Origin of the sequence: Ciceribacter ferrooxidans, from assembly GCF_004137355.1 — a bacterium.
In the GTDB taxonomy this organism is placed as follows: domain Bacteria; phylum Pseudomonadota; class Alphaproteobacteria; order Rhizobiales; family Rhizobiaceae; genus Allorhizobium; species Allorhizobium ferrooxidans.
On sequence record NZ_SDVB01000102.1, the window covers coordinates 1 to 12,168 of the forward strand.

General features: G+C 63.5%; 9 protein-coding genes. 3 read left to right on the forward strand and 6 right to left on the reverse strand.

The annotated features are described in order from the left end of the window. Positions 1 to 317: 317 nt before the first annotated feature. From EUU22_RS02885 to EUU22_RS02905, 5 genes are all read right to left on the reverse strand, one after another. Entirely contained in the window at positions 318 to 821 is a 504-nt protein-coding gene (locus EUU22_RS02885) for a HEPN domain-containing protein (RefSeq protein ID WP_129330606.1), read from the reverse strand. Between the two features lie 4 nt (positions 822 to 825). Then, positions 826 to 1,908: a DUF262 domain-containing protein gene (locus tag EUU22_RS02890; protein WP_129330607.1), complete on the reverse strand. Its 1,083-nt coding sequence runs from the start codon at positions 1,906 to 1,908 to the stop codon at positions 826 to 828. A 539-nt stretch (positions 1,909 to 2,447) separates the two neighbouring features. Further along, a complete protein-coding gene (gene uvrB / locus EUU22_RS02895; protein ID WP_129330608.1) occupies positions 2,448 to 5,696 on the reverse strand; it encodes an excinuclease ABC subunit UvrB in 3,249 nt (1,082 codons plus the stop codon). 131 nt (positions 5,697 to 5,827) lie between these two features. Beyond that, positions 5,828 to 7,825 (reverse strand): putative bifunctional diguanylate cyclase/phosphodiesterase, encoded by a 1,998-nt coding sequence (locus EUU22_RS02900; protein WP_129330609.1) that lies wholly within the window; start codon positions 7,823 to 7,825, stop codon positions 5,828 to 5,830. Positions 7,826 to 8,231: 406 nt separating this feature from the next. Then, positions 8,232 to 8,636, reverse strand: coding sequence for an endonuclease domain-containing protein (locus EUU22_RS02905; protein ID WP_129330610.1), 405 nt, complete (start codon positions 8,634 to 8,636; stop codon positions 8,232 to 8,234). A gap of 317 nt (positions 8,637 to 8,953) precedes the next feature. Between EUU22_RS02905 and EUU22_RS02910 the strand changes: the two genes are divergently transcribed. Beyond that, complete coding sequence (locus EUU22_RS02910; RefSeq protein WP_129330611.1) at positions 8,954 to 9,307, forward strand: DMT family protein; 354 nt, start codon at positions 8,954 to 8,956, stop codon at positions 9,305 to 9,307. 464 nt (positions 9,308 to 9,771) lie between these two features. Here EUU22_RS02910 and EUU22_RS02915 read toward each other — a convergent pair whose 3' ends face one another. Then, entirely contained in the window at positions 9,772 to 10,158 is a 387-nt protein-coding gene (locus tag EUU22_RS02915; protein WP_129330612.1) for an acyl-CoA thioesterase, read from the reverse strand. Between the two features lie 310 nt (positions 10,159 to 10,468). On the opposite strand from EUU22_RS02915, the gene EUU22_RS02920 reads away from it, so the two are divergent. Together EUU22_RS02920 and EUU22_RS02925 are read left to right on the forward strand one after the other, a co-directional pair. Further along, positions 10,469 to 11,122: a hypothetical protein gene (locus EUU22_RS02920; RefSeq protein WP_129330613.1), complete on the forward strand. Its 654-nt coding sequence runs from the start codon at positions 10,469 to 10,471 to the stop codon at positions 11,120 to 11,122. Between the two features lie 224 nt (positions 11,123 to 11,346). Beyond that, complete coding sequence (locus EUU22_RS02925; RefSeq protein WP_129330614.1) at positions 11,347 to 12,168, forward strand: sulfite exporter TauE/SafE family protein; 822 nt, start codon at positions 11,347 to 11,349, stop codon at positions 12,166 to 12,168.

The window sequence follows — 12,168 nt, forward strand, 5'->3', positions numbered from 1 at the left end:
CGGCGCCGGTCCCGCCTCGCCGGACTTCGCATGGTCCGGTGTATCCGATGGCGGAACGGGGTTGATTCTACGACAGGTCGGAAGGGGGTGAATGAAAAAGGGTATCGGGGACTGATTCTGTTGGGGAATTTTTGTTGAGACCCCGCAGTGGGGGGGCACGACGCACATTGCCTGGCGAGGGTGAGCGATGTTCCCCCTCATCCGGCTGCCGCCGCCCTTACCCCGAGGGGAATAGAGGGAGCACGCGGTGCCCCGCCCCGCGAAGGCGAAAACGGATTCTGTACGGACGATTTGTCAAGGAAGCGACGTCCGCTCAGCTAACGGCGAAGAGAATCGTTCAGGCAATGGAGAACATCTTTTCCGAGTTGGTAACACTTAACGGATTCTTCATAGGTTGCATTAGACGGGACAGATCCGCCGTGCACAAAACTATGTCTCCACGTGACGATATTCCCGTAACTGGACATCACAGAGCCTAGGCCAGCTCTTAACTTGGCTTCCTCAACTTTTGACAAGATAGACTCGAAGCGCTTTTTGTACTTATCGCCGAACTTTGGTATGTGTTCAGTTTTTATATCTTTGATAGTAATCCGTCCATTCAGCTTATGGTACTGAACCGCAACGTAGTTTCCAAGGATTGGATGCTTTTTATTGGCAAATTCTTTTATTATTTCTTTGACGGCCTCCTCAAAAAACGTGACGGCTGTAACTGCAACGAATCCAACGTATTTGTTTCGCTCTTCCTGGTCTGGCTTCGCTGTAGCACTCTCCGCGATTAGTTGCATATACTGATCGGCAGTTTGCAGGACGTCCAGGTACATCGGATCACTCCTTAAACAAGGTCTTAACCCGATCAATTCGTCTCTTCACAACCGAGGCGTCGCTTGTGTTGAAAAAAATGTCCTCTCTGAATTTTGGATCATCCATCAGTGATTCGAAATTCTTTTTCGCGACATCGAACTTCTTGTCGTAGTTCTTTATACACTCGGCCATTATGCAGTCGGCGGCTGCTAGGTTCATTGGGCCTCTTAGATGGAATGGTTTCTCGCCAAAATTGTCGATGAACTTTTTGCAGACGATAGGAAATCTGTCCTTGAATTGCATAAATTTAAGCGTATTCGCTTGTCTATTCTCTTTCATCGATATGTTTAGAAACTCTTTCATGGGCTTTTCGTACTTTTCCGCCCTCTCAAAGAGCGAAAATATCCGAAGGACTATTTCCTCATCCCGTTTGTGCTTATCGACCGCATCGCGGCCAACAATCTTTCTCCAGTTCTTATCCCGATTCAGCACAGAGAGATCAGTCACTATCTGTCCATGAAACACGCAGTTTCGAATTTCCTGAGGCTTGAGAGGAGTCCCTCCGGTATTTAGTCTTTCAAAGATATGGAATGATGCGGTGTCATCGTCGCGTGGTGCCATTTGCCGAATGTTGACAACTCTCAAAACAGAGTTCGTCAGCTTTCGTTGATCTTTCTCGTCAAGATCTGTAAACCTCTTCCCTTGAAATGGACTCTTCTTACTTAATCCCGTGAGTCTGAAGACTTGTTTTTTTCCTTGAAAATCCTCGCTTCCAAAGTAGCCGTTTAGATAGAAAGCCAACGTAGTTATTCTCTGCTGACCGTCAATGACAAGATTTCTGTTTTCTTTATCAATGTAAAAAAATGCCTGCGGCACGGGTAGGCCGACTAGGAATGATTCGATCAGTAGGGACGCTTGCTTAATTGTCCAGACGTAGTTTCTCTGGAATTCGGGAATTATTATCTGTCCGCCGTCCCACATGCTCTTTAGCACGAGAACCGTTAGATCTGAGGGATAGGTTGCGATGTCATATTGTACATACGCATCTTCTTCTTCATCCTCGGGAACTTCTTCAGTCTCAATGTCAGTTTCGACGATAGTGTTCATAGATAACCCCAGGTAAAATTCCCTTGTTGATATATCGTCGAAGGAGCCGATCACGCAAGGTCGTTATGTGATTTCGTGGCACGGCTTTCAACAGCTTTGAAGTGAATCAATACTCCATTTCCTTACAAGAATTACTCTTGGCCATTTTCGCATTGCGAAGATAGAACTACGCATCCATTGCCATCAGCCGCGAGTGTTTGCCCCTCATCCGCCTGCCGGCACCTTCTCCCCATAGGGATGGGGAGAAGGGACCCGTGGCGCCGCGGCGGCCGTTCCTCTCCCCTTGAGGGAAAGGTTACAAAATCAACAGCTTAGCCGAAGGCTAAGTGTCAGATTTTGTTGGTGAGGGGGTATTGCTGGTTCGGCAGAAAGACCCCCTCACCAAGTTCGCCACGCCAATCGGCTTCGCCTCTTGGGCTCCATCGCCCTCGCGCGGCGTCGCGCTCGGGCCTCCGTGCGCTGAAATCGATTTTATCGATTTCTGGCCTTCGGCCACCGCTTCGGAGCCCTCAAGGGGAGAGGAGGGCGTCGCGTATGCCTCACCGACCCGGCCGTCCCGTCTTGCCCTTGGTGCGGGCCTTCTTCTTCTGGTCCGCCGGGTCCTCGTGGGAGCCGGCGCCGGGGCGGGCGCGGATGATGGGGCGAGGGTCATCAGACCCCTCCCCAACCCTCCCCACAGGGGGGAGGGAGTCCCCCTCATCCGCCCTTCGGGCACCTTCTCCCCGCAGGGGAGAAGGGGGCACGGCCGGCTTCTCGGGGACCTTGCCGGTCACCGGCTTTTCGGTGCGGCCGACGGTCATTTCGTCGAGGGTGTTCTTGCGGAAGAGCGAGCGGCCGGCCGGTGTAGGCATGTCGGTGCCCGGGCCCATGTCGTCGAGCGACGGCTTGGCGAAGTAGGACGCCTGCTCCGCCGATCTCCCCCCTTGAGGGGGAGATGTCGGCGTAGCCGACAGAGGGGGGTGATCGGCGGACGCTTCATCGGGGGATACCCCCCTCTGTCCCTGCCGGGACATCTCCCCCTCAGGGGGGGAGATCGACTCGCGGCCGGCGCCGCGGGCACGGCCGGTCTTCGAGCGCGAGGAGAGGGAGATGCGGGGCTGCCCCTCATCCGCCCTGTCGGGCACCTTCTCCCCGCCAGCGGGGAGAAGGGGTATGCTGCCGCCCTTCGACGTTTCCTGCGTCCGTGCCTCCTGCCGTGCCATCGGGTCGTCCATGGCGGCGAGTTCGACGGCCTTGAGGCGCTTGATTTCGTCGCGGAGGCGGGCGGCGGTCTCGAAGTCGAGGTCGGCGGCGGCGTCGCGCATCTGCTTTTCGAGCGCGTTGAGGTGGGCCTGGAGGTTGGCGCCGACGAGGTGGCCGCCGTCGGCGAAACCCTTGCCGCCGACGCCGGAAATGTCGGCGCGGACATGGTCGCGCTCGTAGACGGAATCGAGGATGTCGGAGATGCGGGCCTTGACCGATTCCGGCGTGATGCCGTGCTCGATGTTGTAGGCCATCTGCTTCTCGCGGCGGCGGGCCGTCTCGTCCATCGCCCGCTGCATGGAGCCGGTGATGTTGTCGGCATAGAGGATGACCTTGCCGTCGACATTGCGCGCGGCGCGGCCGATGGTCTGGATGAGCGAGGTTTCCGAGCGCAGGAAGCCTTCCTTGTCGGCGTCGAGGATGGCGACGAAGCCGCATTCGGGGATGTCGAGGCCCTCGCGCAAAAGGTTGATGCCGACCAGCACGTCGAAGGCGCCGAGGCGGAGATCGCGGATGATCTCGATGCGCTCCAGCGTGTCGATGTCGGAATGCATGTAGCGGACGCGCACGCCCTGCTCGTGCAGGTATTCGGTCAAGTCCTCGGCCATGCGCTTGGTGAGCACGGTGACCAGCGTGCGGTAGCCCTTGAGCGCCGTGTCGCGGATCTCGCCGAGCACGTCGTCGACCTGGGTCTTGGCCGCGCGGACCTCGACCGGCGGGTCGATGAGGCCGGTCGGACGGATCACCTGTTCGGCGAAGACGCCGCCGGACTGGTCCATCTCCCAGCCGCCGGGGGTGGCGGAGACGGCGACCGTCTGCGGGCGCATGGCGTCCCACTCCTCGAAGCGGAGCGGGCGGTTGTCCATGCACGACGGCAGGCGGAAACCGTATTCGGCGAGCGTCGCCTTGCGGCGGAAGTCGCCGCGATACATGCCGCCGATCTGCGGGATGGTGACGTGGGACTCGTCGATGAAGATCAGCGCGTCGTCGGGGATGTATTCGAAGAGGGTCGGCGGCGGCTCGCCGGGCTTGCGGCCGGTCAGGTAGCGCGAATAGTTCTCGATGCCGGCGCAGGAGCCGGTGGCCTCCAGCATCTCGACGTCGTAGCGGGTGCGCTGTTCGAGGCGCTGGGCTTCGAGCAGGCGGCCGGCGGCCTCGAGCTCGGCGAGGCGGTGCTTCAGCTCGTCCTTGATCGCCTTGATGGCGGCATTCAGCGTCGGCCGCGGCGTGACGTAGTGGGAGTTGGCGTAGATCTTCACCGTCTGCATGTCGCCGGTCTTCTGGCCGGTCAGCGGGTCGAACTCGGTGATCGCCTCGATCTCGTCGCCCCACATGGTGATGCGCCAGGCGGCATCCTCCAGGTGGGCGGGGAAGATCTCGATGGTGTCGCCGCGGACGCGGAAGGAACCGCGGGTGAAGTTGATGTCCTGGCGCTTGTACTGCTGGGCGACGAGGTCGGCCAAGAGCTGGCGCTGGTCGAGGCGGTCGCCGACCGACATCTGGAAGGTCATCGCCGTATAGGTCTCGACCGAGCCGATACCGTAGATGCAGGAGACCGAGGCGACGATGATGCAGTCGTCGCGCTCGAGGATGGCGCGGGTGGCGGCGTGGCGCATCCGGTCGATCTGTTCGTTGATCGAGGATTCCTTCTCGATATAGGTATCGGAGCGCGGGACGTAGGCCTCCGGCTGGTAGTAGTCGTAATAGGAGACGAAGTATTCGACCGCGTTGTCGGGGAAGAAGTTCTTGAACTCCGAATAGAGCTGGGCGGCGAGCGTCTTGTTGGGCGCGAGGATGACCGCCGGGCGCTGGGTCGCCTCGATCACCTTGGCCATGGTAAACGTCTTGCCCGAGCCGGTGACGCCGAGCAGCACCTGGGTGCGGTCGCCGGAATTCAGCCCCTCGACGAGGTCCTTGATGGCGGTCGGCTGGTCGCCGGCGGGCTGGTAGTCGGACTGCATGCGGATGGCGATGCCGCCTTCGGATTTTTCCGGCCGGGCGGGGCGGTGCGGCACCCAGATCTCGCCGTTCTTGAACAGCGGATTGCCGCTCTCGATCAGCTTCGACAGGGCGTCGACGGTGGCGGTGACGCCGCCCTTGGCGAGCGCGCCCGCCTCCTCCAGCGACACGTCGAGGCCGGCGACCGGGTTGAGGCCGGCGGCGGCACGGGTCTTCGGGTCGGAGGAGCCGCCGATCGACACGCCGCGGGAGGTTTTGGAGGCGGTAACCTTTTCGGTGTGTTTCCGCGCCTCGTTCTCGACTTTCTTGCGGTGCTTGCCGGCCTTCGAGGCGATGTCGCGCTGGCTCTCGACGGAGGAGGCTTCCGCCTCCGCCTCGAGCTGTTTCACCCAGTCGGCGACGGAGCCGCTGAGCGGCGCGCCCTCGAACGCAGCCTGCGGCGCCTCTTCAAATCCATTCCTTGCATTCACGGCCGCATCGCCCTTCGGGCTGGCCGACCTGCGGGGCGCGGAACTATCCGCGGCGGGCACTTGCCCTTGCCGGGCTTCGCCCGGGCGGGCGGCGGGATTCTTCGGTGTCTTGGCCATGCGCCGAATATGGAGAAATGGTCGGCGGATGGAAAGGGGCGGCGGCGAAAAAATGAGTACAAAAGGGAAACGCGGCGCAGGCTGCTGACAGGAACTGTCAGGACGGGCATCACCGTTCGCCGGCGAACGGGTCAGGCGACCGCGCGGCCTTCTTCCGAGGTGGCGGGACGATCCGCACCGAGCCAGCCGAAGAGAGCTGCGAGCGGCATCGGCCGGGCGAAATGGTAGCCCTGGGCGACGCGGCAGCCGAGCAGCGCCAGCACCTCGGCATCCTCGGCCGTCTCGACGCCCTCGACGACGATGTCGAGTGCCAGCGCGTGGCCGAGACCGACGAGGGCGGCGATGAGGCTCTGGTTGGTGCGCGAGCCGGCGACGCCCTTGACGAAGCTGCGGTCGATCTTCAGCCGGTCGACCTTGAGGTCGATCAGGTAGGCGAGGGAGGAATGGCCCATGCCGAAATCGTCGACGGCGAGCTTGTAGCCGGCATTCTCCAGCCGCTTCAGCTGTTCGCCGGCGCCATCGGTGTCGAGCGTCGCCTCTTCGGTGATCTCGATCTCGAGCAGGGCGGGATTGATGCCGCGGGGCCCGGCGACGCGGCCGAGCATGTCGGCGACGCAGTAGAGCGAGAATTCCCGCGGCGAGATGTTGAGGGCAACGGTCGCCTCCGGCAGGCCGAGTGCCGGCAGGCGGGTCAGCAGGTCGCAGGCGGCGGTCGCGACATGCTCGGTCAGGGCTTCCGCGAGATGCTGCGAATGGGCGGCCTGGACGACCTCGGGCGGCGAGATTGGGCCGAGACGCGGATGGGTCCAGCGCAGCAGCGCCTCGAAGCCGGTCACCGCGCTGGTGTCGAGCCGCACCTGCGGCTGGAACCACGCCTCGACCGAGCCGTCGCGGATCGCCTCGGCGAGGTCCTGCTCGACCGCATGCTGGCGTTCGATGCGCGCCTTCAGCGCCGGGTCGAATTCGCGGATGCGGCGGCGGCCGTGGTCCTTGGCCTCGTAGAGCGCCATGTCGGCGAAGGCCATCAGTTCCTCCGCGCTCGACGCCTGGGCCGGGAAGCAGGCGAGGCCGACGCTGATGCAGATCACGGCGGTCGTTCCGCCGACGGGCACCGGCTCCTGGCTGGCGTTCTGCAGGTCGGTGGCATAGGCAAGCGCACGCGGACGCGCGTCGCTGCCGGTGAGAATGATGCCGAATTCGTCGCCGCCGAGCCGGGCGACGAGACCGTCCTCGCCGACCACGCGGCGCAGTCGCCGGCCGACTTCCATCAGCACGGCGTCGCCGGCGCTGTGACCGAAGGAATCGTTGATCGACTTGAAACGGTCGAGATCGAGGAGCAGCAGGGCGACCGGTTCGTCGACGGCGACCGCGCGCGCGACGTCGCCACCGAGACGGCTGTTGAAATGGGTGCGGTTCGCAAGCCCGGTGACGGGATCGCAATTGGCGAGCACTTCGAGGCGTCCGTTCTTGCGCAGGATGTCGTCATGGGCGTCGGAAAGCGAAAGGGCGAGATCGGCGGCCTGAAGCTTGGCGAGCTCGTTGCTGGCAAACACCTGCTCGGCCGAAAGGCTGTGCCGGTAGAGGACCGTGGTCAGGGCGGCGGCGTTCACCGCAAGCAGAAGGGAGGCCGAGTCACCGACCAGCATCAGCGAGATCAGAATGGACAGCATGAGCGGCGTCGCGAAGGCCATGGCGAGCTGGCTGTAGCCGATGCCCTTGACGATCGCGCCGGAGGCCGTGCCGACCATGATGAGGAATAGGGCGGCGTCGCGGCCGGAGCCTTCGAAGCCATCGACCGAGAACGGCAGGGCGCTCCAGGCGAGGCCGGAGACGAGGGCGCCGAAGGACAGCAGCGTGAGAGCATCCCCCGGCCGGTGCGCGATCATGCCGCTGCGGACGCAGCCCGCGGCTGCGACGTAGCGGAAGGCGAGCGTCAGCAGGACGATGGCGGCCCAGACGGTGACGCCGAGCGACGCTCCGTGATTGATGACCGTGATGCCGGCGGTCGAAAGGGTGATGAAGCCGTTGAAGAGCAGGGTCGAGGTGTGGCTAGACATGATCAGGTCGGCCTGGAAACGAACCAGTTCGCCCTGATGCTGTCCCTTACGGGAACCGATGCGCGTATCCACTCTTCCCCCCGCCCGTCTGTTTCTTCGTGTCTTGTCCGGGACAACGTTTTCGATGTCAGCATGGGGCGTGTGTAATAAAATTCGCTTAACGGTGGTGGCGGATTGACGCAGGGTGCGACATTGATCTCCAGGAGGCAGGCGGTACGGTTTCCGTCGCGCACCCCCCTCTGTCGCTTCGCGACATCTCCCCCTCAAGGGGGGAGATCGGGGCGTCCCCTTCCAGCGCTATGCCCATCCTCGGGCAAGAGCCGAAAATAAACACCAGGTGACGGCCAATTCAAGGATGCGTCGGTTGGAGATGGGTGCTTTCGGCTTGCCGCCCGAATCCCTGGATCAGGCCCGACCGGGGTGGAAGAGAAGGGTGGCCGGCGGCAAAGGACCGATCTCCCCCCTTGAGGAGGAGATGTCACGAAGTGACAGAGGGGGGTGTGTCGTGAAGTGACGTGTTTCGACGGCCTGCGGCGATCCGCAGGATGTGGGTGCAAACCTCGTCGAGACGACGCTCGACATCCTCGTTGGAGAGCCGCAGCACGCTCCAGTCGAGCTCACGCAGCCGACGATCGCGTTCGGCATCCTTGCGGATCATCCGGTCCTCGGTGTGCCCGGCACCGTCGATCTCGATGACGAGGCGGAGGGCTGGACAGGCGAAATCGGCGATATAGCCGGAGATCGGCAACTGCCGCCGGAAGCCGAGCCCGTCCAGCCGATGTGCCCTGACGGCGTTCCAGAAACGCAGTTCCGCGTCCGTCATCTGCCGCCGCATCCGCCGGGCATTTCGCCGGTTGGAGGAGGGGACGTCGAAATGCGGCACCTTGAGCACTCCATCTGCGCGTTGAGGCAGTATTCAATCATAGATTGCTTTCAGTGCAATGATATCCCCCCTCATCCGTCCTTGGCTCACGGCCGGTCCTTCGCCCGGTCTCATGGCGTTCCCCGCTACAAACGCGATCAAGGGGATCGCGTGCTGCGCGTGCGGACCGCCTTTCGACGACGCCGGGAAAAGGGACAGGCGCCCGGTGCGGAAAGCGCTTGGTATTTTGGCCACCTTCGGCGAGTTTGATCGCCGTTCCGGTGATTCGCGGCAGCGGTCGACCGGCCCTGGTTCCCACTCAGACATTCCGGTGTTCCATGCCCACACTTCTAAATCCGGCGGCGATCTGGCCGATCGTGCTGCTCTCGCTCTCCAACGTGTTCATGACGTTCGCCTGGTACGGCCATCTGAAATTCCGCCACAGCGCGATCTTCGCCGCGATCCTCGTCAGCTGGGGGATCGCCTTCTTCGAATATTGCCTGGCGGTGCCGGCGAACCGTATCGGCGCGCAGGTCTATTCCGCCGCCCAGCTGAAGACCATGCAGGAGGTGATCACGCTGCTGGTCTTCTCCGGCTTCTCGGTTTTCTGGCTGAAGGAATCGCTGACCTGGGGGCACGCCGCCGGCTTCGCGCTGATCGCGCTCGGCGCCTCGCTGATCTTCCGGGCGTAGGTGAGGGATACGGCGCGCGCCCGTGGATCCTCGGGTCAAGCCCGAGGATGACGGGAGTGTGGGGTGACCGTGGTGCCCAAAGAAGCCTTGTAGCACCGTGACGCGATCGGGGAGGCTGATGCAGTGCTCAAGTCCGATGCCGGGGCTTGCTCAGACCTCACGGTAAGGCACCCCTTGCGACACAGGAAAGGTCGTCATCCTCGGGCTTGACCCGAGGATCCACGCCGCGTTGCCGGTCGCGGGAGAGCGTCGTCGGTGGCGAAGAGAGTCCTTTCGGCTCGCGGACGCTCGCCGGCTAGACTCCGGCTCAGGGCCGGAGTGACGGCGGGAGAGTTGGACGGCTCGATACCGACTCCTTCACTAGCAAAATCGACGACTTGGCTTCACCAAGATCGTGATTTTGTAACCTTTCCCACAGAGGGAGAGGCGCGTCGGCGCGCCCTTCGAGGGAGAGCGGTAGCCGATCAGGCCGCCGGGACCGGGGTCGGCTTGCCTGCGGCGTCGAGCGCCACCATGACGAAGGTGGCGGCGGTGACCTTTTCCATCGTGTGGGTGAGGTAGCGCTGCGCCCAGACCTCGACGGAGAGAGTGATCGAGGTACGGCCGACCCTTGCGATGTCGGTATAGACGCAGAGCGTGTCGCCGATCTTGACCGGCATGTCGAAGGCCATTTCCTTCACCGCAGCGGTGACGACGCGGCCGCGGGCGCGTTCGGCGGCGCGGATGCCACAGGCAAGGTCCATCTGCGCCATGACCCAGCCGCCGAATATGTCGCCGGCGGCGTTGGCGTCGCCGGGCATGGCAAGCGTGCGGAGCGTGAGTTCGCCACAGGGCCTGGCGGTGTCGGTCATGACGTCGGTTCCTTCGTTTCGTGGCATATGCCCGCAGGCCGGAGATCGGCGGGGCCGCGCGAGCACGGGCCGGACTTCCGTTTCGGCAGCGCGCCGCCACCGAACCGCAGGACAATGCCCGACCTGATTAGGCAAAATCGTTCCTCTCCGCAATTGCGACGTGCGAAGGGGAGGCTTGTCCCCGGTGCAAGCATGCGACACATGCGGCCCGCGCGCCCCGCACGGCAGGGACAACGAAACGTTTACGGCTTGGCCGTAAGCTTTCAGGCGAACTTGCCGGATGGCCGGCGGCGGCAGAGTGGTTCCTGGTATGGCGTTCGTTTCCTTTCTGCAGCGTTCGATGCTGGTGCTGGCGTCCGGAACGGCGCTGGCCGGCTGCATGTCGGACGAACTGATCCCGCCGGCGGAGATCGGCGACACATCCGATTCGGCCATGCTCGAAGGCCCGGTCGGGGCGGAGATTTCCGGGCGCCGGCTGATCGGCAGGGTTGGCCGCGTCGACCGCGAGGACGCGGAGGAGAGCGCCTATTCCGCGGCACCGGCCGGCAACGGCGGCGCGCAGGCGATCGACTATCTCGACACACCCAATCTCGCAGGGACCACCAGCGGCCAGGCGGCGACCATGCCGGTCGCGAGCGCGCCGCTCGACGATGCCGGCGAGGGAACGATGAATGCCGCGGGCGGGGACGACAGCCTCGCCATGGCCGATCCGGGTGCCGAACAGACGGCGGCGGCAAGCTCCGGCGGTGCCTATGCTGTTCCCGAGGAGGGGATCAATATCGACGCCGGGCTCGGCGTGGCGGGTAGCGAGACGGTTGCGGCGGAAGAGGCGGCCGAGCCGGTGCCGACCGGGCCGATGACGATCGTCGAAAGCAATACCGAGCAGCCGGTGGTCGACGGGATCGGCACCGACAATCCCGTCGTCGTGCAGCCCGGAGCGTCGCCGGCGGACGGCGAGTTGTAGTCGATCAGGCGGCAGGCGTACCGCCAGCGCCCCGCGTGGCCTTGCGGCGGCGCGCAGATGGATTAATCCCATGAGCTTGATGGCTCGCACGCGGCGGAACGGCTCCGGCCGTGCCCGCGGGCCGAAATCCGATACCTGACCCGTGACGGCCGGGAGAGGGCGCGCGGGCGGTGCCGGCGCTGCCTCGTCTCCCGCGCGGCCGGCCGGGCGCCGAAGGAAAGTTCATGTCGACCTTGCCCGATCTCGTCTTCTTCGCCGTGCTGCTGGTCTTCGCCGGCGCGCTCGCCGGACTGCTGGCCGGCCTGCTCGGCATCGGCGGCGGCGCCGTGCTGGTGCCGGTCTTCTACCAGGTCTTCGGCTATGTGGGCATCGATCCGGCTGTCATCATGCACCTGGCGGTCGGGACCTCGACGGCGATCATCGTGCCGACCTCGATCCGCTCCTTCACAGCGCATCGCAGACGCGGCGCGGTCGACATGGATCTGCTGAAGGGCTGGATCCTGGCCGTGCCGCTCGGCGCGGTGCTCGCGACCGCCGTCGCCTCGCATGCATCGAGCGAAATGTTGCGGCTGATCTTCGCGTTGATCGCGCTCATGCTCGCCGCCCGCATGATCTTTCTCAGCAATCGCCTGCATCTCGGCGACGACCTGCCCGGCGAGCCGGCGCGCTTTGCCGTCGGTGCGGTCTTCGGCGTGATCTCTGGACTGATGGGGATCGGCGGCGGGGTGCTCAACAACACCTTCATGACGCTCTACCGGCGGCCTATCCACCAGGCGGTGGCGACGTCGTCCGGCGTCGGGGTGCTGATCTCGATCCCGGCGCTGATCGGCTACGTGGCGGCCGGCTGGGGCGAAAAGGGGCTACCGCCGCTCTCCACCGGTTTCGTCAACTGGATCGCGTTTGCGCTGATCATTCCGGTCGCGATGGTGGTGACGCCGATGGGCGCGCGGCTGGCGCACGCGATGAGCAGGCGGCAGCTGGAATTCGGCTTTTCCGCCTTCCTCGTCGTCGTGTCGGCGCGCTTCTTCTGGAGCCTCTACGGCTGA

Coding starts and splice junctions, on each gene's coding strand:
- EUU22_RS02885 (WP_129330606.1), bottom strand. CDS start 821: ATGTACCTGGACGTCCTGCAAACTGCCGATCAGTATATGCAACTAATC.
- EUU22_RS02890 (WP_129330607.1), bottom strand. CDS start 1,908: ATGAACACTATCGTCGAAACTGACATTGAGACTGAAGAAGTTCCCGAG.
- uvrB (WP_129330608.1), bottom strand. CDS start 5,696: ATGGCCAAGACACCGAAGAATCCCGCCGCCCGCCCGGGCGAAGCCCGG.
- EUU22_RS02910 (WP_129330611.1), top strand. CDS start 8,954: ATGCCCACACTTCTAAATCCGGCGGCGATCTGGCCGATCGTGCTGCTC.
- EUU22_RS02915 (WP_129330612.1), bottom strand. CDS start 10,158: ATGACCGACACCGCCAGGCCCTGTGGCGAACTCACGCTCCGCACGCTT.
- EUU22_RS02920 (WP_129330613.1), top strand. CDS start 10,469: ATGGCGTTCGTTTCCTTTCTGCAGCGTTCGATGCTGGTGCTGGCGTCC.
- EUU22_RS02925 (WP_129330614.1), top strand. CDS start 11,347: ATGTCGACCTTGCCCGATCTCGTCTTCTTCGCCGTGCTGCTGGTCTTC.